The 26,174-nt window shown below is 66.5% G+C and carries 20 protein-coding genes; 3 read left to right on the top strand and 17 right to left on the bottom strand.

Annotated elements, in window-relative coordinates; all coding sequences use genetic code 11:
* Nucleotides 1-38: 38 nt before the first annotated feature.
* The 16 genes from ACYQ4W_RS09105 to ACYQ4W_RS09030 all read right to left on the bottom strand — a co-directional run bounded on the left by ACYQ4W_RS09105 (nt 39) and on the right by ACYQ4W_RS09030 (nt 18,798).
* Entirely contained in the window at nt 39-1,751 is a 1,713-nt protein-coding gene (locus tag ACYQ4W_RS09105; protein WP_459855535.1) for a radical SAM protein, read from the bottom strand.
* A 6-nt stretch (nt 1,752-1,757) separates the two neighbouring features.
* Nucleotides 1,758-2,987: a cell division protein FtsZ gene (gene ftsZ, locus ACYQ4W_RS09100; protein WP_459855533.1), complete on the bottom strand. Its 1,230-nt coding sequence runs from the start codon at nt 2,985-2,987 to the stop codon at nt 1,758-1,760.
* 62 nt (nt 2,988-3,049) lie between these two features.
* Complete coding sequence (gene ftsA, locus ACYQ4W_RS09095; RefSeq protein WP_459855531.1) at nt 3,050-4,297, bottom strand: cell division protein FtsA; 1,248 nt, start codon at nt 4,295-4,297, stop codon at nt 3,050-3,052.
* A 54-nt stretch (nt 4,298-4,351) separates the two neighbouring features.
* On the bottom strand, nt 4,352-5,182 hold the full coding sequence (locus ACYQ4W_RS09090) for a cell division protein FtsQ/DivIB (RefSeq protein WP_459855529.1): 831 nt from the start codon (nt 5,180-5,182) through the stop codon (nt 4,352-4,354).
* Between the two features lie 20 nt (nt 5,183-5,202).
* The gene (gene murB / locus ACYQ4W_RS09085) at nt 5,203-6,090 is read right to left on the bottom strand and encodes a UDP-N-acetylmuramate dehydrogenase (RefSeq protein ID WP_459855527.1); all 888 of its coding nucleotides are present in this window, start codon (nt 6,088-6,090) and stop codon (nt 5,203-5,205) included.
* A gap of 22 nt (nt 6,091-6,112) precedes the next feature.
* Nucleotides 6,113-7,492, bottom strand: coding sequence for a UDP-N-acetylmuramate--L-alanine ligase (gene murC, locus ACYQ4W_RS09080; protein WP_459858523.1), 1,380 nt, complete (start codon nt 7,490-7,492; stop codon nt 6,113-6,115).
* An 88-nt stretch (nt 7,493-7,580) separates the two neighbouring features.
* Nucleotides 7,581-8,654 (bottom strand): undecaprenyldiphospho-muramoylpentapeptide beta-N-acetylglucosaminyltransferase, encoded by a 1,074-nt coding sequence (gene murG / locus ACYQ4W_RS09075; protein WP_459858520.1) that lies wholly within the window; start codon nt 8,652-8,654, stop codon nt 7,581-7,583.
* A gap of 14 nt (nt 8,655-8,668) precedes the next feature.
* Nucleotides 8,669-9,778: a putative lipid II flippase FtsW gene (ftsW, locus tag ACYQ4W_RS09070; protein ID WP_459855525.1), complete on the bottom strand. Its 1,110-nt coding sequence runs from the start codon at nt 9,776-9,778 to the stop codon at nt 8,669-8,671.
* Complete coding sequence (murD, locus tag ACYQ4W_RS09065) at nt 9,775-11,115, bottom strand: UDP-N-acetylmuramoyl-L-alanine--D-glutamate ligase (RefSeq protein ID WP_459855523.1); 1,341 nt, start codon at nt 11,113-11,115, stop codon at nt 9,775-9,777. The genes ftsW and murD overlap by 4 nt, the downstream gene beginning before the upstream one ends.
* Nucleotides 11,116-11,124: 9 nt before the next feature.
* The gene (gene mraY, locus ACYQ4W_RS09060) at nt 11,125-12,201 is read right to left on the bottom strand and encodes a phospho-N-acetylmuramoyl-pentapeptide-transferase (protein WP_459855521.1); all 1,077 of its coding nucleotides are present in this window, start codon (nt 12,199-12,201) and stop codon (nt 11,125-11,127) included.
* Complete coding sequence (locus tag ACYQ4W_RS09055) at nt 12,198-13,592, bottom strand: UDP-N-acetylmuramoyl-tripeptide--D-alanyl-D-alanine ligase (protein WP_459855518.1); 1,395 nt, start codon at nt 13,590-13,592, stop codon at nt 12,198-12,200. Before ACYQ4W_RS09055 ends, mraY begins: the two co-directional genes overlap by 4 nt.
* The gene (locus tag ACYQ4W_RS09050; protein WP_459858518.1) at nt 13,589-14,995 is read right to left on the bottom strand and encodes a UDP-N-acetylmuramoyl-L-alanyl-D-glutamate--2,6-diaminopimelate ligase; all 1,407 of its coding nucleotides are present in this window, start codon (nt 14,993-14,995) and stop codon (nt 13,589-13,591) included. The genes ACYQ4W_RS09055 and ACYQ4W_RS09050 overlap by 4 nt, the downstream gene beginning before the upstream one ends.
* Nucleotides 14,996-15,042: 47 nt before the next feature.
* Entirely contained in the window at nt 15,043-17,046 is a 2,004-nt protein-coding gene (locus ACYQ4W_RS09045; RefSeq protein ID WP_459855516.1) for a penicillin-binding transpeptidase domain-containing protein, read from the bottom strand.
* A 17-nt stretch (nt 17,047-17,063) separates the two neighbouring features.
* A complete protein-coding gene (locus ACYQ4W_RS09040; protein WP_459855513.1) occupies nt 17,064-17,360 on the bottom strand; it encodes a hypothetical protein in 297 nt (98 codons plus the stop codon).
* Nucleotides 17,357-18,331 carry a 16S rRNA (cytosine(1402)-N(4))-methyltransferase RsmH gene (rsmH, locus tag ACYQ4W_RS09035; RefSeq protein ID WP_459855510.1) on the bottom strand — a complete coding sequence of 325 codons (975 nt, stop codon included), beginning with the start codon at nt 18,329-18,331 and terminating at the stop codon, nt 17,357-17,359. Before rsmH ends, ACYQ4W_RS09040 begins: the two co-directional genes overlap by 4 nt.
* 14 nt (nt 18,332-18,345) lie before the next feature.
* Nucleotides 18,346-18,798, bottom strand: coding sequence for a division/cell wall cluster transcriptional repressor MraZ (locus ACYQ4W_RS09030; protein WP_459855507.1), 453 nt, complete (start codon nt 18,796-18,798; stop codon nt 18,346-18,348).
* A 345-nt stretch (nt 18,799-19,143) separates the two neighbouring features.
* On the opposite strand from ACYQ4W_RS09030, the gene ACYQ4W_RS09025 reads away from it, so the two are divergent.
* Both ACYQ4W_RS09025 and ACYQ4W_RS09020 read left to right on the top strand, forming a co-directional pair.
* Entirely contained in the window at nt 19,144-20,166 is a 1,023-nt protein-coding gene (locus ACYQ4W_RS09025; protein ID WP_459855502.1) for an HD-GYP domain-containing protein, read from the top strand.
* Between the two features lie 337 nt (nt 20,167-20,503).
* On the top strand, nt 20,504-21,193 hold the full coding sequence (locus ACYQ4W_RS09020; protein ID WP_459855500.1) for a PilZ domain-containing protein: 690 nt from the start codon (nt 20,504-20,506) through the stop codon (nt 21,191-21,193).
* 81 nt (nt 21,194-21,274) lie between these two features.
* Here the strand turns inward: ACYQ4W_RS09020 and ACYQ4W_RS09015 are convergent, their stop codons facing one another.
* Nucleotides 21,275-24,742 carry a bifunctional diguanylate cyclase/phosphodiesterase gene (locus tag ACYQ4W_RS09015; RefSeq protein ID WP_459855497.1) on the bottom strand — a complete coding sequence of 1,156 codons (3,468 nt, stop codon included), beginning with the start codon at nt 24,740-24,742 and terminating at the stop codon, nt 21,275-21,277.
* Between the two features lie 215 nt (nt 24,743-24,957).
* Here ACYQ4W_RS09015 and ACYQ4W_RS09010 point away from each other — a divergent pair, with 215 nt between their 5' ends.
* Nucleotides 24,958-26,127: a S1C family serine protease gene (locus tag ACYQ4W_RS09010; RefSeq protein ID WP_459855494.1), complete on the top strand. Its 1,170-nt coding sequence runs from the start codon at nt 24,958-24,960 to the stop codon at nt 26,125-26,127.
* Nucleotides 26,128-26,174 lie beyond the last annotated feature (47 nt).

Raw genomic sequence — 26,174 nt, 5'->3', positions numbered from 1 at the left:
ACGTCATGGGTGAAATCCGGGCGTCGCGCCCGGCCGGATCACGTCTTGGGCGCGTCCTTGAGCCACTCGTCCATGCCGCACAGACCGCATTGGTCGCAGCCCTTGGGTGAACAGCCGGGGCTGTGCAGGGCGCGCGCGCCGCGCTCATACTCGCGCCACAGCGAATCGCGCCGCACACCGACATCCACGACCTCCCAGGGGAAGGGCTCGTCCTGACCGCGCTCGCGGTCCAGTATGTCCGCGGTCTGCGCCTCGTAGCGGCGCATGGCCTTTTTCCAGCCGCCAAGCTCCGCGGCCAGGCGCACCAGTTCAAAGGCCTCCGCCCCCCCGCGGGAGAGCACGCCCTGCAACCGCGCCTGGAAGGGCGCGTCCACGTTGAGGGTCATGCCCCGGTGGCGCTTGACCATCTCGGCCAGGCGTTTTTGCGCGGCGATGAGCTTCGCCTCGCCCATCATGGGCGCCCACTGCATGGGGGTGAAGGGCTTGGGCACCAGCGAGCTGGCCCCCAGGGTGATGCGCATGAACTCGCGCGTCTTGGCGCCGTGGCCCCGGTCGCGGGCGTCCACAATGCGCGCCAGGAAGCCCTCCAACTCGTCATAGTCCTCCGGTCCCTCCCAGGGCCAGCCGAGGATGAGGTACACGCGCAGGTGGTTCACCCCCAGGCGCGCGGCGCGCTCCACGGCGGCCAGGAACACCTCGGGGTCGAGCTTCTTGTTGGCGGCGCGGCGCAGGCGTTCGCTCGCGCCCTCCAGCGCCAGGGTGATGGTGCGGATGCCGCACTGGCGCAGAAAGCCCAGCAGCTCTTCGGTCAGGCCGTCGGCCCGGAGCGAGGACAGGGAAAATTTTGTTTTGCGCGCGGCCAGCCAGTGCAGAAAGGGCAGCAGGTCCGGCCAGTCGGTGAGGGCCGTGCCCACCAGACCCACCTTGGGCGGGTCGGCCGCCTCCACCAGCTTGATGAGGTCGTCCATGTGCGCGTGGCGCGGCGGACGGTACACGAAGCCCGCGGCGCAGAAACGGCAGGCGTGCGGGCAGCCCCGGTTGATCTCCAGCAGCATGGCGTCGGGAAAGGCCGCGGTCGGGCCGGTGAAGCCGGACACGGCCGGGCAGTCGAGGAGGGTGGTGGTGGGATTGAGCGCCACCACCCGGCGCACCGGGATTTTGGAGAGGCCCGGCACGTACAGCCCGGGCATGTCCTTCACGGATTCAAGAAACGCCTGCTTGGGCACGCCTTCGAACACGGCGCGCTTCATGGCCAGGCAAAAGTCCGCAAGCCCGGCCTCTGCCTCGCCGACCCAGAAGGCGTCGGCCAGGGGCGCAAGGGGCGCGGGGTTCAAAAAGGCGATGGGTCCTCCCACCAGCACAAGCGGATAATCCGGGCGTTCCGCCTTTTCAGACGGAACGCCCGCTGCGATGAGCGCCCTGAGGAGGGGGAGGAAGTCCTCCTCGAAAGAGACGCTCGCCGCCATCAAGGGGAAGAGCTTGAGGCTTTTGCCACTGTCCTCTGATTCAGGCGCGTTGAAGCCCTTGCCGAGGAAGAATCGTTCCACGGCTATTTCCGGCTCCCGGGCAAGCAGGCGATGCACCACCTGCCAGCCCAGGGCCGAGAGACCCATGCCCTCGTCGCCGGGAATCAACAGCGCCGCAGGAAGACGGCCGCCGTGGTCCGGTGGCTGGGAACGGGCCGCTCCGGGTCGGGGGATGCGCTCGCGCCCTGAATGGCGTTTGCGCTCCGCCCCGGAAGGGCGTTTCATGCCTGCCTAGTCCGCGTTGCGGCGGATGAAGGCGGGCGTGTCGAGCGCCTCGTCCTCGAACAGGAACTCCTCTTCACCGGGAGCTCCCATGGCGCGCAGGGCGTGGCCCTGACGTTCCTCTCCGTTTTTGCTGGCGCCAAAGCGCACATAGGCGGGGAGGTCGCGGTTGGAGCTTGCGATGACGCTGGAGATGGTGCTGCGGCGCGTGGCGGCGCGGGGGGCCACAGGCACCGGGTTCAGTATGGATTTGGTCTCGTTCTTGGGCTGCGGGGCGGCCTCGCGCTGGTCGATGCTAGTGGCGATGACGGTGACGCACATCTCCTCGCCGCAGTTGGGGTCGGCCACCACGCCGAAGACGATGTTGGCGTCCTCGTGGGCTTCCTTGCTGATGAGGTCGGACACTTCCTGGATCTCGTCGGTGCTCATGTCCTCGCTGGCGGTGATGTTGAACAGCACGCCGCGGGCGCCGGCGATGGAGACGTCCTCGAGCAGCGGGCTGGTGATGGCCTTGAGGGCCGCCTCGCGCGCGCGGTTTTCGCCGCTGGCGATGCCCGTGCCCATGAGGGCCAGGCCGGAGTTGGTCATGATGGCCTTCACGTCCGCGAAGTCGAGGTTGATGAGGCCGTGCACGGTGATGAGGTCCGCGATGCCTTTGACCGCGTAGTAGAGCACTTCATCGGCCTTTTTCAGCATGACGCCGAACCCGGCCTTTTTGGCCGCCATCTGCAACAGGCGGTCGTTGGGAATGGTGATGATGGAGTCCACCACCTGGCGCAGTTCGCTGATGCCTTTGTCGGCCTGCTGCATGCGGCGGCGGCCTTCAAAGTAGAAGGGCTTGGTGACGACGGCCACGGTGAGCGCGCCAGCTTCCTTGGCAGCCTGGGCGATGACCGGAGCCGCGCCGGTGCCGGTGCCGCCGCCCATGCCCGCGGTGATGAAGACCATGTCGGTGTTCTGCAACAGGTCGCGGATCTGGTCGATGCTTTCAAGCGCGGCGTTGCGGCCCACTTCCGGGTTGGCGCCGGCGCCAAGGCCCTTGGTCAGCTTGCCGCCCAGCTGAATGGTGTGGTCGGCCAGGGATTTCTCGATGTCCTGCGCGTCGGTGTTGGCGGCGATGAAGCTCACGCCGGTCAAACGCGACTGGATCATGTTGTTGATGGCGTTGCCGCCGCCGCCGCCGCAGCCGATGACCTTGATTTTCGCGCTCATGTCGTTTTCGATTTCGAAATGTGCCATGGATTCCTCCTCCCTGAACATTGGCTAAAGTGCTAAGATCTTCCCCAAGATCGAAACGCCTCTTAGGCGATGTCGACGAACCATTTCTTCATGCGGCCCAGAATCCTGTTGAAGACGTTGTCCTCGCGGATTCTGAAATCCCCGCCGCCGCCGCCGCCGGGCGTGGTCATGCGCTTCTCGGCTCCGTAGAGCAGAAGGCCGACGGCCGTGGCGTACTTGGGATTGTTGACCATGTCGTAAAGGCCGCCCACATACTCGGGGTAGCCAATGCGCACCGGCAGGTCGAACACCTGTTCGGCCAGGTCCTGCATGCCGTGAATGAGCGATGTGCCGCCGGTCAAAACCACGCCGGCGGCTATCTGGTTCTTGTACCCGCTCTTGATGAGCTCCTGGTCCACCAGGGCAAGAATCTCCTCGCACCGGGGCTCGCAAATCTCGGCCAGAACACGCTTGCTCATGGCGCGCGACTCGCGTCCGCCGACGGAGGGCACTTCGATGCTCTCATCGACCTGGACCATTTCGGCCAGGGCGCACCCGTGGTCGATCTTGATTTTCTCGGCCGAGGTCATGGGCGTGCGCAGGCCGAAGGCAATGTCGTTGGTGAGGTTGTTGCCGCCAAGGGCCAGCACCGCGGTGTGCTTGATGCTGTCCTTGGAGAAGATGGCGATGTCCGTGGTGCCGCCGCCCAGGTCCACCAGGCACACGCCGATCTCGCGCTCCTCGGAGGAGAGCACGGCCTTGCTGGAGGCCAGCGACTCGAGCACGATGTCGGCCACGTCGAGGCCCGAGCGGTGGCACGAGCGCACGATGTTCTGGGCGCTTGTGACCGCGCCGGTGACGATGTGCACCTTGACCTCAAGGCGCACGCCGGCCATGCCGAGAGGATCGGCGATGCCGCGCTGGTCGTCGACGATGAATTCCTGGGGCAGAGTGTGGATCACCTCGCGGTCCAGGGGAATGGCCACGGCCTTGGCGGCCTCGATGACGCGGTCCACGTCCTTCTGGGTCACCTCGCCGCCCTTGACGGCGATGACTCCGTGGCTGTTGAAACCCTTGATGTGGCTGCCGGCAATGCCCGCGTAGACCGAGTGGATCTCGCAGCCGGCCATCAATTCCGCCTCCTCCAAGGCTTTCTTGATGGACTGCACGGTCTGTTCGATGTTCACCACCACGCCCCGGCGCAGTCCCGTCGAGGGGCTGGTGCCGATGCCGATGATGTCCACCAGGCCGTCGTCCTTGGCTTCGCCCACCACAGCGCAAATCTTTGTGGTGCCGATGTCCAGGCCGACGATGATGTCGCTCTTGGCCATGTTTTCCTCCCTTGTTTAACTCGCCAACTTCCGGGTCTTCCCTATTCTTCCCCGTCAGGAAGGCCCGGGCTTCTGCCTCTTCTCAACCCAAATCTTTCCACCGCTGGCCTCTATGGCCGCAACCTGCCCGGATTCCCCGCGCAGCTTGAGATCGCGCCAGACCGTCTCGATGCGGTTGAAATGCGTTTCCCAGTCCGAGAGCTGGGCGCGCACCCGCAGGCGCAGCGCATCCAGGTACAGCTCCACCTGACCGGACTCCGAAATTTTCACCCAGGCCATCTGCCCCAGGGCGAAGGGCAGGTCCTGGCGGTTCATGCGCGCCACCATGGCCGCCACCACGGCCTGCTGGTCGCCCAGCTCCGGGGCCACCTCGAGCAGCGGCAGCGAGGCGGAGTCGCCCGGGGAAAGCTGGGTGATGATCTTGCCCTCGGCATCCGCGAAATACAGCTGGCCGTCCTGGCGCACCCAGAAGGAGGGCTGCCGTTCGACCATGGTGATGAACAGCTTGTCCGGCAGCTCGCGCCGCACGGTGACGAACGACACCCACGGATTCTGCGAGAGCGCGGCCTCCACGCGGGTCACGTTGACGCCCAGGCTGTTCTGTCCCAGGCGCAGCCCCGCGATCTCGAGCACCTGCCCGTAGGCCAGGCGCTGGTTGCCGGAGACGCTGATCTCCGTGAGCCCCAGGGCCGGAGTGGTGGTGACGAGCCGGTAGCTGTAGATCAACCCGGTGCCGAGCAGCCCAAGCACCAGCACCGAGGCCAGAAAGAGCATCATGCCCTTGACCGCGCCGCCCGGATTGAGCGGCAGCGAGGGACCGGAGTCCCTGCGGGGACGGTTGATGCGCACCGGGGCCTTGCGGGCCGGCTGGGTTCTGCGCTGCATGCCGCTGCCGCCAGGACGGATCATTTGAGCACCACCACTTCGGTTTCAAGCTCCACGCCGAAGCGCGCCCGCACGGCGTTTTTGCCAAAGTCCATCAGCTCCAGGGCCTGGGCCGTTGTGCCGCCGCCCAGGTTCACCAGAAAATTCGCGTGCAGCTCGGAGAAGGCCATGTGCCCCAGGCGTTTGCCGCGCATGCCGCTTTCGTCGAGCATTTTGCCCGCGCTCATGCCCGCGCCAACAGGGTTCTTGAACACGCAGCCCGCGCTTTTGGCGGTCACGGGCTGGCTGGCCTTCTTCTTGGCGTACACGGCCTCCATGCGCGCGCGCACGGCCTGGGCGTCGTCCTGGGCAAGCTTGAACTCCGCCTCCCACACCAGGCAGAACCCGCTCACGCCCGGGTTGAAATGCCGGTAGCCGAACTCGCAGGCCGAGACCGCGCGCCACACAAGGCCGCCCTCGGGCGTCCACAGGCGCACGCGGGTGAGCGCCGCGCCCGTCTCGACTCCGTATGAACCGGCGTTCATGGCCACTGCGCCGCCAACCTTGCCGGGAATGCCGGTAAGGCCCTCCAGCCCGGTGAGGCCCAGACGCTGGCAAAAGCCCAGCAGCCGCGGCAGACCGAAGCCGGCGCCGGCGCGCACCAGCACCGCGCCCTGGGCCTTGGCCTCGATGACCGGGACCTCGTCGTTGGCGGGGCGCACCAGCACCAGTTGGTGGGGGCCGTCCGCCGCGAGGAGATTGCTGCCCGCTCCCAGCGCCAGGGGATGACCACCGAGGGCGGGCAGCACTTCAGACAGCTGGTCCAGATCGGCCTCAACACGCGCCACGGCCTCGGCCAGGGCGGGGCCGCCCAGGTGGAGCGTGGTGCGCTCGGAGAAGCGCGGATTCCGGATCACTGTCAGAGTCATGCAAATACCTTTTGTTTCGCCGTTACTTGGCTTCGTCGTGGGTGGGGTTGAGCCATTCCTCGCCGATCTTCCAAATGCTGCCCGCGCCCAGGGTCAAAAACAGGTCGCCGGGCTTCAGGATGTCGTTCAGCTGGCGCTGGATTCCCGCAAAGTCCGGGAAGAAGCGCACCTTGGTCTTGCTCACCTGCTTGATGCCCTGGGCCAGGCTCATGCCGTTGACGCCGGGGATGGGGGCCTCGCTGGCCGGGTAGATCTCGGTCAACAGCAGCAGGTCCGTCTGGGCGAACACGGTGCAGAAGTCGCCGAAGAGCGCCTGGGTGCGGGTGAAGCGGTGCGGCTGGAAGGCCACGACCAGGCGGCGGTCCGGGAAGCAGGCCCGCGCGGTGTCGAGGGTGGCCTTGATCTCCGCCGGGTGATGGCCGTAGTCGTCGACAACCAGCACGCCGCCGCGCTCGCCCTTGCGCTCGAAGCGTCGGCCAACGCCGCCGAAGTTGGCCAGGCCTTGCAGGATGGCGTCCTTGGGCAGACCGGCCTCCAGGGCCACGCCGATTGCGCCCAGGGAGTTCAGCACGTTGTGGATGCCAGGATGCGCCAGGGTGACCTGCGCCCAGGGCTCGCCGTCCAGGGTCACGTCGAAGATGCTGCGCAGGCTGGTGGCCAGAACATGGCCGCGCAGGCGGTTCTTGGGGCCCAGGCCGTAGGTCATGCACGGGCGCTTGATGGCGGGCAGCAGGCGCTGCACGCCGGGATCGTCGCCGCAGACCACGTTGACGCCATAGAAGGGTATGGAGTTCAGGAACGTGGTGAAGGATTTGTCGATGGCGTCCAGGTCGTGGTAAAAATCCAGGTGGTCGCGGTCCACGTTGGTCACCACGGTCATGATGGGCGAGAGGCACAGGAAGGAGCCGTCGCTCTCGTCCGCCTCGGCGATCAAAAATTCGCCCTCGCCCAGGCGCGCGTTGCTGCCGTAGGTGTTCAGCCGGCCGCCGATGATCACCGTGGGGTCCAGGCCCGCCTCGGTGAAGATGGTGGCCAACAGGGACGTGGTGGTGGTTTTGCCGTGGGTGCCCGCAACGGCGATGCCCGTGCGCATGCGCATGAGCTCGGCCAGCATCTCCGCCCGGGGAATGATGGGGATGGAAAGCTCGCGGGCGCGCACCAGCTCGGGGTTCGTGTCCTGAATGGCCGTGGACTTGACCACGACGTCGGCCTTGCCGATGTTTTCCGCCCCGTGGCCGATGAACACGGTTGCGCCCAGCTTCTTCAAGCGGTGCACGGCGCTGCCCGCGGCCATGTCCGAGCCGGTGACGGTGAAGCCCATGTTCAGGAGCACCTCGGCTATACCGCTCATGCCGGCGCCGCCAATGCCCACCATGTGCACGGTGCTCACCCGGCTGTACATTGCCGGGCTGGCGCTGCGGCCGGGAACCGCCACTCGTTTGGTCTGCTGCAATTCATCCATGTCCGTTTCCTTTTCCTTCCGCCGGGGCTTACGCCGCCTCGCGGCAGAGTTCTTCCAGCCCGTCGGCGATGAGGGACGCCGCCTCGGGCCGGGCAAAGGTCCTGGCCGCGCGGCCCATGGCGGCCAGCCGGGCCGTGTCGCCCAGAAGCCCGGGCACAAGCTCGGCCAGGGCGTGGGCGGAAAGATCCTTCTGATGCACCAGAACGGCCGCGCCAAGGTCGGCCAGGTGCTGCGCGTTGACGCGCTGGTGGTCGTGCGCGGCAAAGGGGAAGGGCACCAGCACGCTGGGGGTTCCCGTGGCCGCCAGCTCGAACACCGTGGAGGCGCCGGAGCGGCACAGGGCCAAATCGGCCCAGGCATAGGCTCCGCTCATGCCCTCGATGAAGCCGAACACGTTGGTCGGGTCGGCACCGGCCTTGGCGTAGGCTTCGCGGATGCGCGCCTCGTCGGCCGCGCCGGTTTGGTGCAGAATGTTCACGCGGGCGGCCATGAGCTCCGGCAGGGCGGCCACGATGGCGTCGTTGAGGGCCTTGGCCCCCTGGCTGCCGCCCAGCACCAGCAGGTTGCGGCGGTCGCCCAGCTGCGTGCGGTGCATGGCGGCTATCTCCGCGCGCACCGGGTTGCCCGTGCGGGTCACCTTCACGGCCGGGAAGTGGCCCAGGCGGTCGTCGAAGGACACGAACACGCGCTTGACCAGCTTGCCCAGCACCCGGTTGGTGACGCCGGGAACGGAGTTCTGCTCGTGCACGGCGCTGGGGATGCGCAGAAGCGCCGCGGCCAGCACCGGGCAGAAGCCCGCGTACCCGCCGAAGCCGATGACGGCCTCCGGCGCGAAGCGGCGCAGGGCGCGGGTGGCCAAAATGACGCCCCGGCTGACCCAGATGATGGAGAGCAGGCTCTTGGCGCCCTTGCCCAGCACGCCGCTGGCGGGCAGGGCCTTGAAATCGAGCCCGGCCTTGCGCGCCAGGTCGCCCTCCGGACCGGCGCCGCCCAGGAACAGGATGCGCGCGTCGGGGTTGCGGCGCTTCACCTCCGCCGCAACGGCAAGGGCGGGGAAGATGTGCCCGCCGGTGCCGCCGGTGGTGACCACCAGGCGGGAGATTGGCTTGCGCGCGCTCATGAGCGGCTCCTCGAAAGATTCAGCAGCACGCCGACGCAGATGAACGAGGCGATGAGCGAACTGCCGCCGTAGCTGATGAAGGGCATGGGCACGCCCTTGGGCGGCACGGTGCCCAGCACCACCGCCAGGTTGAGGCAGAAGCCCAGGGCCAGGATCACGCTCATGCCGAAGGCCGTGAAGCGGTCCATCATGTCCTCCTGCATGAAGGCCACGCGGAAGGCGCGCACCATGAGGAAGGCCACCAGCAGAAACACCAGGGTGATGCCGAAGAAGCCCAGCTCCTCGCCCACCACGGCCATGATGAAGTCGTTGTGGGCCTCGGGCAGGAAGAACAGCTTCTGCTTGCCCGCGCCAAGGCCGGTGCCGAAGAATTTGCCGGAGCCGAAGGCGTACAGCGATTGCACCAGCTGGTAGCCCTCGTCCTTGGCCACGGCGAAGGGATCGAGGAAGGCGGTCCAGCGCTTGAGCCGGTACGGGGCGGAGGAGATGAGCATCCAGCCCGCCAGCACGCCGATGATGGCGGAGCCTGCCAGATAGATGACCCGCGTGCCGCCCACCAGGCACATGCAGAACAGGATGAAGCACAAGAAGGCCGTGCCGCCGAAGTCCGGCTGCAGCATGAGCAGCGCGGCCATGATGCCCGTGACCAAGAACGGCGGCACAACGCCCACGGAGAAGGTTCTGGTCTGCACCAGCTCCTGCTTTTTGGCGAAGAAGAAGGCCAGGTAGAACACCAAGGCGATTTTGGCGAACTCCAGGGGCTGCAGCGAAACCGGGCCCAGGTGGATCCAGCGCTTGCCGCCGCCGACCGTGGCGCCCATGAGCTTGGTCAGAATGAGCAGCACGATGACCCCGAAGACCCAGAAGTACGTGAGGTCGTAGAAGAACTTGCGGTTCACCCGCGCGCAGAAGATCATCACCGCCGTGCCCACGACGGCGAAGATCGCCTGCTTTTTGAAGAACAGGTATTTGTCGTTGTAGAAGCGCTCGGCCATGATGCCGGAGCTGGAGAAGACCATGATGAGCCCGACCCCGGCCAAAAGCAGCGCGGAGAAGAGCAGCCAGTAGTCCATGGGATAGTACTGCACGTTGCGGCGCTGGTTCATTCGCCCACCCCCGCGGTTTCGGCCTTAAGGGCCTGGGCCACGCGCGCGAAGTCGCGGCCGCGTTCGGCATAGCCCTTGTAGGCGTCGAAGCTGGCCGTGGCGGGCGAGAGCAGGATGGCGTCGCCGGGCTTGGCCAGGGCGAACTGGCGGCGCACGGCGGCCTCCAGGGTCTGGTCCCACGCGGTGGGGAAGTGCGGGGCCAGCACGGGTTCAAAAATCTCGCGCGCGGCGCCGAAAAGTCCGATGGAAACCACGCGGCCCGTGAGCGCGGGCAGCAGGGTGGCCACGTCGCCGCCCTTGAACACGCCGCCCAAGAGCAGGCGCACGGGGCGCTCGAAGCTCTTGACCGCCGCGCAGACGCTCTCCAGGGTCGTGGCCTTGGAGTCGTCGACGAACAGCACGCCGGCCGCCTCGCACACGGGCTCGATGCGGTGCGGCAGGGCGTTGAAGCCCAGAATGGCGGCGCGGGCCTGGTCCTCGGTGACGCCGAAGGGCCGCACCATGCGCCAGGCCGCGGCGATGTTCTCGCGGTTGTGGCTGCCGGGCAGGCCCGGGCACTCGAAGACCGTGTCGGCCGTGAAGTAGTCGCGGCGGGCTTTGCTGAAGGCGCGCGCCTCCAGCTCATTGCGCATGGAAGCGGGCGCGATGGCGAGGCAGCCGTGGTCCTGCCGGGCGAAGAGCTGCAGCTTGGCCGAGAGGTACTCCTCCATGTCCAGGTGGTAGTCCAGGTGGTTGGCGGAGAAATTGAGCAGCGCGGCCACGCGCGGCTTGAAGGTGCGGCAGTTCTGGAGCTGGAAGCTCGAAATCTCGATGACCAGCACGTCGGCCTGCTTTTCGGCCATGAGGTAGTCGCACAGGGGCGTGCCGATGTTGCCGCCGACGAAGGTGGACAGCCCGGCCTTTTCCAGAATGTGCCCAACCAGGGTCGTGGTGGTGGTTTTGCCGTTGGTGCCGGTGATGGCGATGACCGGCTCCGTGAGGAACCAGGAGGCGAACTCCATCTCGGCCACGACGCGCTTTGGGTCCACATCGGCCAGCACGTGCGCGAGCTTCTTCACCGGCACGCCGGGAGAGAGCACGATGAGGTCGGCATCGGCGAACTGGGCCGGAATGTGCGTGCCGGCTTCAAGGGTCAGGCCCACGGAGGCCGGGTCGGCATGGACCTTCAGCAGCACGTCCTGGGACAGGTCGGCCTTGGCGTCCACCAGGCGCACGCGCGCGCCGAGGGACAAAAGGAAACGGCACGCGGCAAGGCCGGAGACCCCGGCGCCCACCACAACAGCCTGTTTGCTCTGGAAAATCTTTAGACTTTGGAAAATGAGTACTGTCCTGTCCATGCCTGCCACCTAGCGAAGCTTCAGGGTGCTCAGGGCCATAAGGGCCATGAGGATGGAAAGGATCCAGAACCTGATGATGATTTTGGATTCCGGGATGCCTTTGAGCTCAAAGTGATGGTGCAGCGGGGCCATGCGGAACATGCGCCGTCCGCCGGTCATCTTGAAGTAGCCCACCTGCAGAATGACCGAGAGGGTCTCGAACACGAACACGCCGCCAACCAAGGCCAGGATGAGCTCCTGCTTGGCCAGCACGGCGATGAAGCCGAGGATGCCGCCGAGGCTGAGCGAACCCACGTCGCCCATGAACACCTGCGCCGGGTAGGCGTTGAACCAGAGGAAGCCCAGGCCCGCGCCCACAAGCGCGCCGCACACCACGGTCACCTCGCCCACGCCGGGCACCGGGGTGATGTTGAGGTACTGGGCGATGACCGCGTTGCCCGCCGCGTAGATGAACAGGGCGAAGCAGGCCGCGCTGACCACCAGCGGACCGATGGCCAGGCCGTCCAGGCCGTCGGTAAGGTTCACGGCGTTGGAGGCCGCCACCAGGATGAACACGGCGAAGGGCACGTAGAAGAGCCCCAGGTCCGGGTGGATGTTCTTGAAGAACGGCACCGCCAGCTGGGTGGAGTAGGCGGGCTGGAAAATGAGCAGGGTGATGGCCGCCGCGGCCACGGCGAGCTGTCCCGCCAGCTTGGCCCGGGGCGAAATGCCCTTGTTCTGCTTCTTGACCACCTTGGTGTAGTCGTCCCAGAAGCCCACGGCCCCAAAGCCCACAAAGACCAGCAGCGAGAGCCAGATGTACACGTTGGTCAAATCGGCCCAGAGCAGCACGCTGGCGATGAGCGACACGCCGATGAGCAGGCCGCCCATGGTCGGGGTGCCTTCCTTGGCCTGGTGGCAGGTCACTTCCTCCAAAATGTGCTGGCGGCAGCGCAGGGCGTTCAACCACTCGATGAGCTTGGGGCCCAGCAGGATGGAGATGACCAGCGCGGTCAGCAGCGCGTACACGCTGCGGAACGTGATGTACCGGAAGACGTTGAAGACCGTGAATTTGGCCGCGAGGGGGTAGAAAAGATGGTAGATCATGCCGCCCCCTCTTCCTTGTCGCACAAGGCGGCCACAAGGGCCTTGGCGTAGCGCTCCATGCGGCAGGAGCGCGATCCCTTGACCAGCACGGTCGCGCCTGCAAGGCCGGACATTTGCGCCAGCACCTGGGCGGGGTCGTCCACGCTGGTGACGGCGACCGAGGCGCCGGCGCCGCGCGCCACATCCGCCGCGTGCTCGCCCTGGAAGAACACCGCTTCGGCCTTGGCCGCGGCAACGACTGCGCCCAGGTCCTGGTGGGCCTTGGCCGCATCCGCGCCCAGCTCCTTCATGTCGCCCAGCACCAGCACAAGCCTGCCCTCGCCCGCCATGAGGCGCGTGGCCTCTATGCTGCGGCGCATGGACAGGGGGTTGGCGTTGTATGTGTCGTCGATGATGCGCCAGGCGCCGGCCTCGCGGCAGCAGAAGCGCTGGTCCGGCAGCGTCGCGCCGGAAAGGCCGCGCACGATCTGCTCCGGCGAGAGGCCCAGCATGTGGCAGGCACCGGCAACGGCGGCGGCGTTTTCGGCAAAGTGCGCGCCGCAGGCGGGCAGCTCGGCCCAGAAGGCCTGACCGTCCACGATGATTTCATAGAGCCCGCGACCCTGGGGCAGGGCTTCCTCGAAGCGCGCGTAGTAGCGGGCAAAGGCGTTCTTGGCCGAGAAGCCCAGCACCGTGGGCAGCACGCGCTTGGCCTCGTCCCACAGCTCCGGGTAGTCCATGCTGCACAGGCCGCGTCCGCCGGGTTTTATGTGCGTCAAGAGCGCGGCCTTGGCCCGGGCCACGCCCGCGATGTCGCCAAGACCCTCCAGATGGGCGGGGCCGATGTTCAGCACGATGGCCAGGTCCGGCGCGATGATGACGCCAAGTTCCGCCATGTCGCCCGGCTTGCTGATGCCCGCCTCCATGACCCAGATGTCCTCTTTGCCGGTGGCGGCCAGCATGGACAGGGGCAGGCCGACCTGATTGTTGAAATTCTTGTGGTTCTTGGCCACCCGCAGCACGGAGCCCAGGGTCTGGGCCAAGAGCTCCTTGGCCGTGGTCTTGCCCGCGGTGCCGGTGATGGCGATGACCTTGGCCGTGACGCTGTCGCGCCAGTGGCGGGCAAGGTCGCCCAGGGCCTTTTGCGTGTCGGGCACGAGGATGACCGGGCAGGGCAGCCCGGAAAGTTCCGGCAACTCGCGGCTGGCCACGATGGCGCAGGCGCCCGCGGCCGCCACCTGCGCGGCGTAGTCGTGGGCGTCGTGGCACTCGCCCTTGAGGCAGAAGAACAGGTCGCCGGGAGCGACCTCGCGGCTGTCCGTGCGCACGGTGGTGACCGCCAGATCCGCCTCGGGACCGGTGAGCACACTGCCGTTCAGGCACTGGGCGATGTCGCGCAGGGTCAAGTTCATCCGAGAACCTCGCGGATGGCGCGGCCAACGGCCTCGACATCGGAGAAGGGGTGCTTCACGCCGTTGATGAGCTGATAGGGCTCGTGGCCTTTGCCCGCCACAAGCAGGGCGTCGCCCGGCTGCAGCAGGGCCACGGCCTTGCACAGGGCGGCGTAGCGGTCAGGGTCCTCCACCACCTGCTTGGCGTTCGCCAGGCCGGGGCGCACGTCGCTTATGATCTCCAGCGGATCCTCGAAGCGCGGGTTGTCCGAGGTCAGCACGGCCACGTCCGAAAGCTCGGCCACGGCCTTGCCCATGAGCGGACGCTTGGTGCGGTCGCGGTTGCCGCCGCAGCCGAACACCGTGACGAGGCGCTTGAAGCCCGCGTCGCGCAGGGCGCGCTGCACGTTGAGCAGGGCGTCCGGGGTGTGCGCGTAGTCGACGAAAATATCCAGGTCGCGCTCGTTGTGCACGCGCTGCAGCCTGCCCGGCACGCCGGTGAAGGGAGCCAGGGGCTGCATGTCGGCCGGCCCCAGGCCCAGGCCCAGGGCGGCGGCCTGCGCGGCCAGCAGGTTGCTGGCGTTGTGCGCGCCCACCAGGCCCGACTTGAGGCTCCAGCACTTGCCTTCAAACTCCATGCGCAGGGTCATGCCCTTGGGGGTGCATTCCACCAGGTCGCCGCGCAGCATCTGGTTGCCCTTGGGCGCCTGCGCGCCCTTGAGGGTGAAGCCGATGGCGTCGGGGTATTCGGAAAGCAGGCGCAGGCCGTAGGCGTCGTCGGCGTTGGCGGCCTTGTGCTTGTCCAGGCGCGGATAGGTGCCGAACAGCAGGTTCTTGGCCTGATAGTACGACTCGAAATCACCGTGGTAGTCCAGGTGGTCCTGGGTCAGGTTCGTCAGCACGGCGGCGTCGAACTCGAGCCCGGCCACGCGCTTTTGCTGCAGGGCGTGGGAGCTGGTCTCCATGACCACGGTGTCCACGCCGGCCTCGCTCATCTGGGCGAAGAGCTCGTGCAGACGCCAGCAGCCGGGGGTGGTCAGGTTGGCCTCGATGCTCGTGCCCGGCCAGCGGTAGGCCACGGTGCCCAGCACGCCGACATTGCGGCCGCAGGCGGAGAGCAGACCCTCCAAAAGATAGGTGATGGTGGTTTTGCCGTTGGTGCCGGTGACGGCGACAACCTGCATGGCCTGCTCGCGTGTGCGGAAGTGCGCCTCGGCCAGGGTGCCCAGAGCCTCGGCGGTGTCGTCCACGCGCACAAGGGCGGCACGCATGCTCTCGGGCGCGGGCTCGTCGTGGTTCAGCACAACCCAGGCCGCGCCGTGGGCCAGGGCATCGGCCAAAAACGCGGCGGACTTGTCCGCGGCGGCGGGCATAAGCACAAAGGCCTCGCCGGGCTTCACCTGGCGGGAGTCGGTCTGGACCATCAGGCCCCTGCTGACGAGCGCCAGCAGTTCATTAAAGCGCGGGCCGTTCACTGCTTCCTCTCCTTCTCCGCATGGCCCAGCCAGAGGACGAATCCCTCGCCTTTGCCGGCGTCGCCGCCTTCCGGCCAGGGTTCGCCCGGAGCGGGCTTCTGATTGGTGATCTCCATGCCGCCGCCCTTGAGCGAAGGCACGATGCCGCGTTTGCCCAGCACCTCAAGAGCGCGGCGCACGGACAGGCCGACGAGGTTGGGCACGCTTGCCCCGCCGCCTTCGGCCGTGGGCGAGTGCAGGGCCCGGGCCGTCATGCTGTTCTCCGTGGCGTTGCTTTCGGGAGCGCCCTTGGCCTCGGGCAGGCGGCCGAAGTACGAAAGCGTCTTGATGGCGATGTCGCGCACGGCGGGCGCGGCCACAACGCCGCCAAAGCTCACGGGCGTGGGTTCGTCCACCGCGACCATGAACAGAAATTCCGGCTTGTCCGCGGGCACAAGGCCCACAAAGGAAGCCACGATGCCGTCGCCATAGCCCTTGCCGGCGGCGCCGCCGACCTTCTGCGCCGTGCCGGTCTTGCCGGCCATGGGCACGCCGGGAATGCGCGCCACCTTGCCGGTGCCGTCCTCCTCCACAACCTCGCGCATCATGGAGAGCACTGTGTCCGCGGTCTGCGTGCTGAACACGCGCACGGACTCCTGCTCCGGCTCCTGCGGCGGGTCGAGCACCAGGCGCAGGGGCTTGCTCACGCCCCGGTTGGCCAGGGTGAGGTAGGCCTTGGCCATTTGCAGACCGGTGACGCCGATGCCCTGGCCGAAGGAGATGGTCGCCAGGTCGAACTCGGACCATTCCTTGGGCTGGCGCAGCATGCCGGGCGACTCGCTGGGCAGGGAAAGCCCCGGGCGTTCGCCGAAGCCGAGCTTGCGCAGATAGCCGTACAAGGGCTGTGCGCCGAGGGAGAGGCCGATCTTGGCCGAGCCGATGTTGCTGGAGTAGCGCAGCACGCGGTTGGCCGGCAGCCAGCGGTACGGGTGGGTGTCGCGGATGGTTTTGCCGCGCAGGTTCCACTTGCCGTTTTCGCAGTCAAAGATCTTGTTCTGGTCGATGACCTTCTGCTCCAGCGCGGCGGCGAAGGTGAAGGGCTTCATGGTCGAGCCCGGCTCGAAGATGTCGGTGGCGGCGCGGTCTCTGCGCGCGGAGGCCTTGGACTCCGAGGGGTTGTTCGAGTTGAAGTACGGGTAGTGGGCCAGGGCCAGAATCTCGCCCGTGGCCACGCGCACCACGATGGCCATGCCGGAGCGGCCGTTGTAGCGGTTCACGGCCTCGGCCACGGCCTGTTCGGCGGCGTCCTGCACCACGGTGTCGATGGTCAGGCGCACGTCCTGGCCGCGGATGTTCATTTCCTTGCCCTGGGCGTCCAGGTACAGCCTGCGGCCGGAGGCGTCGCGCTGGACCACGAACTTGGCGCGGCCGCCGGCCATGCGCTCGTCGAAAAGTCCCTCGATGCCCTCCAGGCCCTTGCCGTCCACGTCCACAAAGCCCAGCACCTGCCCGGCCAGGTGCCGGTTGGGGTACATGCGGCGGTATTCGCTGGTCAGATGCACGCCGGCCAGATTGGCCTTCTGCAGCTCCTGGGCCTCGCGGTCCTCAATCTGACGCTTGATCCAGACAAAACCCTTGCTCGACGCGAGCTCGCGCTCCAGATTCTTCTTCGGCGCGCCGAGAATCTGGGCCAGGGTTTGGGCCGTCTGGGCCGGGTTCTGAATTTCAACCGGCGAAGCGTACACGCTCTTGCTCTCCACACTGGTGGCTAAAATGGCGTTGTTGCTGGCGTAGATGCGCCCGCGCTCTCCCAGCTCGAACTCCGTGGCCAGGTTCTGCTTGCCCGCGGCGTCGGAAAGCTTCGGGCCCAGAAATATCTGCACATAGGCGGCGCGTCCCCACAGGACCACCCAAATGAGCGCGAAAATCAGCGCAACGCCAGCGAGCTTCGCTCTGCCGGAGTCCGATTTGCTGCGCGCCTCTTTGGGCCGCTTGCGCTCTATGCGGCTTTGTATCGCCATTCCCCATATCCCTGCCGCTATTTGGTCTGGCCCTTGTCCTGGCCCGTCATGATGCGCATTTGCCCCGGCCCGACGGGCACGAGCCCGTACATGGAAGCCAACCGCTTGAGCCGGTAGGGCGAAATGAGATTGTTGCGTTCGAGCTCCAGCTTGGAGGCCAGCGAGGTGCGGGCCGCCAGCTCCTTTTCGAGCTTGTTCAAGTCGTAGGCCAGGTCCATGCGCTCAATGTTCAGCCACACGCTGGAAAGACCCAGCAGCAGCGAACCGGCGATGGCGCACACGAACGCCAGCACAAAGCCCTTCATGCGGCTCATTTGGCCTCCCCGGCGGGAGCCAGCCGCTCGGCCACGCGCAGTTTGGCGCTGCGGCTGCGGGGATTGCGGTCCATTTCAAGCTGCGTGGGCAGCTGGGGCTTCTTGGTCAAAATGCGTAAAAGCGGCGTGCGGTCGCAGGTGCAGAAGGCCTGCTCCAGCGGGCAGCGGCAGCCCTTGGCCCAATAGCGGAAGCTTTCCTTCACCTCGCGGTCTTCGGCGGAGTGGAAGGAGATGATGGCCACGCGGGCGCCGGGCTTCAGGTATCGCACAATGCGCTCCAAAAACGTCTTCAATTCCTCGATTTCCTGGTTCACCGCCATGCGCAGGGCCATGAACGTGCGGGTGGCCGGGTGGTTTCTGGCCTCCCGGCGGCGGTCGGGGGGGTACGCCCTGGACACGATTTCCGCAAGTCTTGACGTGGTGGTTATCTCGGCCTGCTCGCGCGCGCGCACGATGGCCCGGGCGATCTTGCCGCCCAGGGGCTCGCCGCCCAGGTCGCGGATGATGCGCTTGAGCTCCTCGAAATGTTCGCAATTCACCAGCGTGTGCGCCGAGTCCATGCCGCTCGTGGCGTCCATGCGCATGTCCAGCGGGCCGTCGGCCATGAAGCTGAAGCCGCGCTCGGCCTCGTCGAGCTGCAGGGAGCTGACGCCCAGGTCCAGCACGGCGCCGTCGATGCTGTCCCAGCCGGCTTCGGCCAGGGCGGACTCGAATTCGCTGAAGGGCGAATAGAACGTCTGCGCCCGGCCGGGAAATTCCTCCAGGCGCTTGCGCGCAAGGGCCAAGGCTTCCTCGTCGCGGTCCAGGCACACGAGGTTCGCCTCGCCGCCGCTGGCCCGCAAAAGCCCAAGGCTGTGCCCGGCCAGGCCCAGGGTGCCGTCCAAATAACGGCCGCCGGGCTTGGGCGAAAGGTAGCCCACCACCTCGTCCAGCATGACTGGTACGTGGGGAACGGCTTCTTCTGCGGGCATTCTTGCTCTCCCTCTTAGAACGGCAGCTTGATGTCTGCCCGGGCCAGTTCTGCGGAGACGTCCTCGTTGTTCTGCTCAAGCAGTGCCTCGAAGCGCTCCTTGTCCCAAATTTCGAAGCAGCGGCCCACGCCCACCAGCACCACGTCGCGCTCCAGCCTTCCGCTTTTGCGCAGGTGCGTGGGCAGCTGGATGCGGCCCTGCTTGTCCAAAATAACTTCCGAGTAGCCGGCAAAAGCCACGCGGCGGATGTGCTGCAAAGTGGTGGAGGGTGCGCTCAGCTTCTCTTCCATCTCGGCCACGAACACGTCCCACTGCGCGGGGGTGATGCCGATGATCTGACCCTGGTAGATGGTCAGAACCAGCCGCCCGTCTGGAGATTCCGCCAAAAATTGGTCGCGGAACTCCGGGGTCAGCATGAGCCGGCCCTTGGGATCGAGACTGCGGTGAGCATGGCCTAGAAGTCGCACTTATTTCCCTCTCCAAACCACTATTTACCACGAATTACCACTTCGACCCACCTTTTTATGAAATCCAAGGGAAAGTCAACACAAAAAACATTTGCATCCCTAAGAAATGCGGTTAGTAATCGAACCAGTTCTGGGGCGGGTGAGTGCTTCCCGTAGAACAGCAAATAATGTTGGAATGTTGGACTCTATCAAGGCGGCGGCGGCGTAAAGCCGGCACGGGGGATAAATGCGGGGAGAGCAGGGCATGCACACCGGAATGAACGCCGTTTTTGCGGCCAGCGAGACCAGCCTCGCCCAAGGCGGCCAGGGCTCCAGGAGCCGCATGACCGGGGCGGGCGCGTAAAAATGGCCGCAACGGAAAAAAAGGCGAGCATTGCCGATGCCCTGGACGAGCAGTTCTATCAGATCAACCTGGATATTCTGGAGAGCTTCAGCAAATACCGGCCGCCCCTGGACCTGTTTCGGTTCAAGGAGGACGTGGCCCGCGTGCTGCCCTACTGCAAGGCCGGCGAGCGCCTGACCAACGAAAAGGTTGAGGAACTGGCCCAGCTTGTGGATGAGGGCGTGGTCTTCGTCTCCCGCGCGGACCACCCCGTCTACGTCAAGCACATCAGCTACCAGCTCGATCTGGTGCTGGTGGACAAGAACCTGCACGAGACCGAAATCGCCGACATCTTCGCCCAGGCCCTGACGCGCCGCCTGGCGGAGTTCTTCGACCAGCCCGTGGCGCCCGTGTTCGCCAAGCTGTGGACCGACCTCATGGTCTTCACCGAGTATCTTTCCCAGGACCCGCACCGCATCCGCGCGCTGACCAAGCGGCTGCACCAGGAGCACAGCCTGGAGAACCACTCCTTCAACTGCGGCGTTTTGGGCCTGGCCGTGCACATAAAGGCCCACACCACCCAGTACGAGGCGGGCGACATCAAGCGCAAGTTCCTGAACCACCTCACCACCGGGCTGTTTCTGCACGACATGGGCATGAGCAAGGTCCCGGCCTTCATCCGCGACAAGGACAAGCCCCTGACGCCGGACGAACGCGGCAAGGTGCAGCGCCACCCCCAGTCCGGCTACGAAATGCTGACCAAGCTCGACCTGCGCTTCCCCGAAGTGGAGGAGTGCGTGCAGGACCACCACGAGCGCGTCAACGGCTCCGGCTACCCGCAGAAGAAATCCGGCGCGGCCATTGGCACCCTGGCCCGGCTGTGCGCCGTGGTCGATTCCTACTGCGCCATGACCGTGAAGCGCTCTTTTGCCCCGGCCATGGAGCCCATGAAGGCCACGGCCGCGCTGACCCAGGACCCCGGCTACGACCCGGAGTGGGCGCGCGTGCTGCAGGCCCTGGTGCTGACCCATACGAAGATCAAGTAGGCGTCCGCTCCGGCCTTGCGCTGCCGGCCTTGCGCCGGTCCAGTCTTCCCGCCCCATTTCCCCGGCGTGATTCCCGCGCGTTCTTCCGCGCGGGGGGGTACGTGCTGCCGTAAAGAACGTTTGGGCTATTGCCTGAATCCGCACCGCACGGTGCGCGGTTCTTGCCCCGCGCCCGCCTTGCCGGCGATGAACCGGCCTGCCGCAAAATACGTAGTCTCCGCCGCTCTTGATGGAAACAATATCCAGCAGGGGGGCGAAGTTCACGCCATGCTTGCGCGCGTTTGAAAAAATGCTATACGTGGTGGCAATCGGCACTCTATTGCACTTGGAGGCTCCCATGCGCGCAACGGACTATTCCTCCGTGGATCTGGATGACGCCCTGACGCGTCCTGTTCTGGTTTTGACCAAGCACCCGGAGGACTACAGGCAGACGCTCCAGGCCTCCGGGCTGACGCCCGTGTTCGCGGCGGACATGCGGGAGCTGGGACAGCGCTTGCAGGATCAGGCTGTGAGCGGTTTTGTGCTGGAGTTTGACGCGGTGTGGCAGACCCGCGGCTTGCAGCGCGAGCATCTTTTCCAGTTGGCCGAGGCCTTTCCGCTTCTGCGCGTGCACCGCGCGCATGCGAACGACGCTCTTGAATTCATGGACAAGCCCCAGGACTTCGTCTCCCAGGTGCTGCGGTTTTTCCCGCGCCGGGCGCGTCTTGCGCCGCGCGCGCCGGTGGTGCTCCAGGCCTTGCTGGCCAACGCCAACGATCCGGGCTTCAACGCCGCGAGCCAGGCGACGATCCTTGATGTTTCCACCAATGGCGGGCTGGTGCTCGGCGCAGAGTCCTTCAGCAAGGGCGATCTGTTGAATCTGCGCATCGGCGGGCTTTCGGACCCGGCGCCCATAACCGCGGGCGTGTGCTGGCGGGGCAAGCACGGCCAGCAGGGCAGAAGCCGCCATTGCGCGGGGCTGCGCTTCATGGGCCTTACGCCAGGGCAGGCGGAGGAGATTGAGACGCGGCTTTTGGCCGGGGCTTAGCATCCGGCCCGCGGAGTGCCGCCAACCGGTCGGCTGGGAGAAAAGCTGGGGACGGTTGCGGCGCGTGATGCGCCCGGCGGCCTAGCCTGGCGTGCCTGGCGTGCTGCACACGGCCTGGTTGATGACGCGCAGGGAGTCTTCCAGGGGCACCGCCTCGGCGCAGAGGTAGCCCTGGCCCAGCTCGCAGCCCAGGTCCTCCAGGGTTTGACGCTGGGCCTCGGTCTCTATGCCCTCGGCCACGGTGCCCAAATGCAGGCTTGCCGCCAGGGTGATGATGGCGCGGACGATCTCGCGGTCTTCCGCGCTTTCCGTTATGCGCGCCACAAAGCTGCGGTCGATCTTGAGGCAGTTGAGCGGCAGATGCTGCAGCGCGCTCATGGAGGAATAGCCGGTGCCGAAGTCGTCGATGGCGATGCCCACCCCGCGCGCCTTGATGCGCGAGAGGATGTTGGCCGAGGCCTCGGGGTGCTTCATGATCGACGACTCGGTTATTTCGAGCATGAGGCACCGGGGCGGCAGGCCGGAGGCCGCCAGGGTGCGGTCTATCTGCTCCGCCAGGCCCTGGCGCGAGAACTGCCGGGGCGAGAGGTTGACGGACAGGGTCAGCGGCCCGGCTTCCGGCGTGGCGCGCAGAAATTCGGCCATTTCGCGGCAGGCGCGGTCCAGGGCGAAGCTGCCCAGCTCGAAGATGGACCCGGACTCCTCGGCCACGGGGATGAACTCCGTGGGACCCACCATGCCCCGCGAGGGGTGCCGCCAGCGCAGCAGCGCCTCGAAGCCCCGCAGGGAGCGTTTTTGCAGGTCGAAGGTGGGCTGGTAGAGCATGTAGAATTCGCCGTTGGCCAGGCCCCGGCGGATGTCGTTCTCCATGCTCATGACCTCTATGGCCGCCTCGTGCATGCTTTGCTTGTACACCACCACGCGGTTGCGGCCCAGGTGCTTGGCCCGGTGCAGCGCTATGTTGGCGTTGCGCAGAATGTCCTCCGGCCCGATGGGCTCGTTCGGGGGGTAGGCCACGCCGAAGCTGGCCTCCACCTGGATGCTGTGCCCGCCGATGTCCATGGGGTCCTTCAAGCTTTGGCGGATGCGCCGCAGGGTGCGCAGCACCTCGCGCTGGGTCAGCTCCTCCAGCACCAGGGCGAACTCGTCGCCGCCGTAGCGGCACACGGTGTCCATGCGCCGTGTGCAGGCCAGAAGCCTGCTCGCCACCTCGCGCAGCAGCATGTCTCCCGCCTCGTGGCCCAGGCTGTCGTTGATGACCTTGAAGCGGTCCAGGTCCATGAACACCACGGCGAAGCGCATGCCGGGCCTGCGCTGGGCGCGCTCGTTGGCCAGGGCTATGCGGTCCAGGCACAGGGTGCGGTTGGCCAGGCCGGTCAGGGGATCGTGCAGGGCGCGGTAGCGCAGCTGGCTCTCCATCTGCTTGCGCTCGGTGATGTCCACGACGATGGCCGCAAAGCCTCCGTCCACCCAAGGCACGGCGGAGTGGGCCAGGTGCTTGCCCAGGGGCTGGTACAGGGACTCGACGTGGGCGTTTTCGCCCGTGTCCACCACCTGGCTGAGCTCCGCCAGGTAGGGCGGCTCCGGCAGGGAGAATATCTCCGTCACCAAGCGGCCAAGCGCATCCGCCGCCTTGATGTTGAAGATTTCCTCGTAGCTGCGGTTCACCGCCTCGAAACGGTAGTTGACGGCCTTGCCCTTTTCGTCGCGCACCAGAGTGCACAGGGCCACGCCCTCGGCCATGTTGTCGAAGAGCGAGTGGAAGCGGCGCGCGCTTTCCTCCAGGGCGGCCTGGTCGCGCATGCGCTGGGTGATGTCCTCGAAGATGGCCGCGAAGCCCCCGTCCACCCAGGGCACGGCGGAAAGGGCCACATGCTTGCCAAGCGGCTGCAGCATGGTCTCGACGCGGTACGGGTGGCCGTATTCGACCACATCGATCATCTCGGCCAGGAAGGGCGGCTCGGGCAGGGAGAAGGCCTCCACGACCGTGTGGCCCACCGCGTCCTCGGCCTTGATGTTGAAGATCTCCTCGTAGCTGCGGTTTACCGCCTCGAAGCGGTAGTTGACGATCGTGCCCTTTTCGTCGCGCAGCAGGGTGCACAGGGCCACGCCCTCGGCCATGTTGTCGAAGAGCGAGTGGAAGCGGCGCGCGCTTTCCTCCAGGGCGGCCTGGTCGCGCTTGCGCTGGGTGATGTCGCGGAAGGTGCCCTCCACGCCCAGCACCTCCCCGTTCTTGTCGTGGTAGAAGCTGGAGGACGTGGCCACATGGACGGCCTTGCCGTCCTTGGTCATCAGCTCCACTTCGAAATCGCGCACGGAGCCGCTCTTGCGCAGCTCCGCCAGCAACCGTTCGCGCTCGGCCGGGTTGCGCCAGAAGGCCGCGCTGGGCCGGCCCAGAATCTCCTCCTCGGAGTCGTAGCCGGCCAGGGCCACGCCGGAGGGGCTGACCATGATCAGGTGACCGAGGGCGTCGGTGCGGTAGAACACGTCGGAGATGTTCTCGATGACCGAGCGGTAGCGTTCTTCGCTTTCGCGCAGGGCGGCTTCGGTCATGCGGCGGCGCACTATTTCCTTTTCCTGCACAAAGTGCTGCAGGCCAAGGCCCACGCCAAGGGCCGTGAACAAGAGCACCAATGTGCCCAGGGGCAGCAGGTACAGGCCGAAACGCTCCAGCGTGGCCAGAATTTCGGATTCCGGCGTGGTGACGCACACGGACCAGAAGGTGTCGCCCAGCTTGACGGGCATGAACGCGGCGTGCTTGCGCACCACCTCCGGGGCATGGTCGCGCACGCGGTCGAAGGTGAAGCTCGCCGTGCCGGATTCTCCCGCCAGCATGCGCTCCACCACGGCCCGCAGCTCCGGAAAGCTCTTCGTCACTTCAGAGTAATGCTTGGTGGCAATGCCCGGCACCGGGCTGTAGATGAGGATGCCCTTCTGGCTGTAGACGAAGGCGTAGCCGGTTTCGGCCACGCGCACGCCCTCCAGGTAGCGCCGGGCAATGGCGTCGAAGTTGAGCAGCAGGCCCAGGGTGCCGCGGAACTCCTCGCCCTTGAACACGGGCACATGCAGGATGACGGAGCGGTACCCCTGGGTGGAGGTGACGACATCGCTGACGACCGGGCTGTGCGACGAGAGGATGCGCGCCACGTGTTCCTGGTCGGCGATGCTGCGCCCGGCTACGCTGTTGTCCGGCGTGGAGAACTGGATGACGCCCTCCGCGGTGACGCGCGAGATGCCGAGGACCTCGTGGTTGTTTTCGCGCAGGACGGTGAGGAGGTACTTTTCGCCCTCGTCGTCCAGCTTCACCACGTGGGTGTTTTGCGCCACGGACCAGGCCAGATTCCTGATGTTGGAGAAGTAGTCCTGAATGCCCTGGGCTGCTTGCCGGGCAAGGATGATCTGCTGGGCGTTCAGATTCTCCAGGGCCTCTTGCCGGGCCACGGTATACGCGCCGTAGAGCAGGCCGCCGCACGCAAGAGCCCCGCAAAGCAGGCTGATCAAAAGAAGACGGGTCGGCAGGGGCAAACGGCGCATTTCTTGAGGATACATCAGTATAGCCGATAGGTAAAGTGATGAAGCCTGTCCTTTTCGGCCTCTGGCGGCGTCTGGGCCGATCCGGCGGAAGGCTTCTTCCTTTCCGGAATCCGGGGGGCTGTTGGCCACTTGAAAATCTTGACGGAAACAGTACAAAACGGGCGGCGGCGGTTGGGCGCCCGCCTTGCGCGGACCGACTACCGCAAAATACTCAGGCCTTGGGGGCGTGCATGGAAACGAAAACTGGCGGCGACACCTTTCTGCGGCGGCTCAAGTGGATCACTCTGGCCGCCATCGTCGTGATCGCGGTGTGGAACGCCGCGCCCTACGTGCTGCGCATGCTGGGCCGAGAGAACGCCGCGCCCCGCGCCGTGACCCCGCGCGGCGAGCTTGCGGCCGACGAAAAGGGCACCATCGAGCTCTTCGAGCGCTCGCGCGATTCCGTGGTGTTCATCACCACCACCCAGCGCGTCATGGAGTTCTGGACCCGCGACGTCATGACCATTCCGCGTGGCGCGGGCTCCGGCTTCGTGTGGGACGACAAGGGCCACATCATCACCAATTTCCACGTCGTGGCCGGCGCCGCGGAGGCCCGCGTGCGCTTCTCCGACGGCAAGGAGTTCACGGCCACCCTGGTGGGCGCAAGCCCCCTGCACGACCTCGCGGTGCTGCGCATCGACTCCGCGGGCAAGCGCCAGCCCCTGCCCCTGGGCACCTCGGCCGACCTCAAGGTGGGGCAAAAGGTCTTCGCCATCGGCAATCCCTTCGGGCTCGACTGGACGCTCACCACGGGCATCGTCTCCGCCCTGGACCGCTCGCTCAAGAGCGAGGATGCCGGCGGCGTGGAGCATCTCATCCAGACCGACGCGGCCATCAATCCCGGCAATTCCGGCGGCCCGCTGCTCGACTCCGCCGGGCGGCTCATCGGCGTGAACACCGCCATTTACAGCCCCTCGGGGGGCTCGGCGGGCGTGGGCTTCGCCGTGCCGGTGGACACGGTGAACCGCGTGGTGCCGCAGCTCATCAGCAAGGGCAAGTACGTGCGCCCGGCCCTGGGCATAGAGGTGGACCAGCGCACCAACGACATGGCCGCCATGCACCTGGGGCTCAAGGGCGTGCTGGTGCTGCGCGTGCTGCCCAACTCCGCGGCGGCCGCGGCCGGGCTGGAGGGCGCGCGCTTCGCCCAGGACGGCTCCTTTGTCCCGGGCGACGTCATCACCGCCGTGGAGGGCAAGGGTGTGGACAGCGTGGCCGCGCTGCTTTCCCGCCTGGACGATTTCAAGATCGGCGAGCAGGTGCGCCTGACCGTGAAGCGCGACGGCAAGGAGCGTGAGGTGCGCGCCACCCTGCAGGCCGAGGGCCAGAGCACCCGGCCCATCGAGCCGGGCCTGGGGCAGTAGCGGCGCCGCGCCGCCTCCCCTTGTGCGAAAGCACAACGACAAGCCAA

This window comes from Humidesulfovibrio idahonensis (assembly GCF_054657715.1).
Note: the sequence above shows the minus strand (reverse complement) of the source record. Positions and strands in the feature narration are given on the sequence as shown.

Coding starts and splice junctions, on each gene's coding strand:
- ACYQ4W_RS09105 (WP_459855535.1), bottom strand. CDS start 1,751: ATGAAACGCCCTTCCGGGGCGGAGCGCAAACGCCATTCAGGGCGCGAG.
- ftsZ (WP_459855533.1), bottom strand. CDS start 2,987: ATGGCACATTTCGAAATCGAAAACGACATGAGCGCGAAAATCAAGGTC.
- ftsA (WP_459855531.1), bottom strand. CDS start 4,297: ATGGCCAAGAGCGACATCATCGTCGGCCTGGACATCGGCACCACAAAG.
- ACYQ4W_RS09090 (WP_459855529.1), bottom strand. CDS start 5,182: ATGCAGCGCAGAACCCAGCCGGCCCGCAAGGCCCCGGTGCGCATCAAC.
- murB (WP_459855527.1), bottom strand. CDS start 6,090: ATGACTCTGACAGTGATCCGGAATCCGCGCTTCTCCGAGCGCACCACG.
- murC (WP_459858523.1), bottom strand. CDS start 7,492: ATGTACAGCCGGGTGAGCACCGTGCACATGGTGGGCATTGGCGGCGCC.
- ftsW (WP_459855525.1), bottom strand. CDS start 9,778: ATGAACCAGCGCCGCAACGTGCAGTACTATCCCATGGACTACTGGCTG.
- murD (WP_459855523.1), bottom strand. CDS start 11,115: ATGGACAGGACAGTACTCATTTTCCAAAGTCTAAAGATTTTCCAGAGC.
- mraY (WP_459855521.1), bottom strand. CDS start 12,201: ATGATCTACCATCTTTTCTACCCCCTCGCGGCCAAATTCACGGTCTTC.
- ACYQ4W_RS09055 (WP_459855518.1), bottom strand. CDS start 13,592: ATGAACTTGACCCTGCGCGACATCGCCCAGTGCCTGAACGGCAGTGTG.
- ACYQ4W_RS09050 (WP_459858518.1), bottom strand. CDS start 14,995: ATGGTCCAGACCGACTCCCGCCAGGTGAAGCCCGGCGAGGCCTTTGTG.
- ACYQ4W_RS09045 (WP_459855516.1), bottom strand. CDS start 17,046: ATGGCGATACAAAGCCGCATAGAGCGCAAGCGGCCCAAAGAGGCGCGC.
- ACYQ4W_RS09040 (WP_459855513.1), bottom strand. CDS start 17,360: ATGAGCCGCATGAAGGGCTTTGTGCTGGCGTTCGTGTGCGCCATCGCC.
- rsmH (WP_459855510.1), bottom strand. CDS start 18,331: ATGCCCGCAGAAGAAGCCGTTCCCCACGTACCAGTCATGCTGGACGAG.
- ACYQ4W_RS09025 (WP_459855502.1), top strand. CDS start 19,144: ATGGCCGCAACGGAAAAAAAGGCGAGCATTGCCGATGCCCTGGACGAG.
- ACYQ4W_RS09020 (WP_459855500.1), top strand. CDS start 20,504: ATGCGCGCAACGGACTATTCCTCCGTGGATCTGGATGACGCCCTGACG.
- ACYQ4W_RS09015 (WP_459855497.1), bottom strand. CDS start 24,742: ATGTATCCTCAAGAAATGCGCCGTTTGCCCCTGCCGACCCGTCTTCTT.
- ACYQ4W_RS09010 (WP_459855494.1), top strand. CDS start 24,958: ATGGAAACGAAAACTGGCGGCGACACCTTTCTGCGGCGGCTCAAGTGG.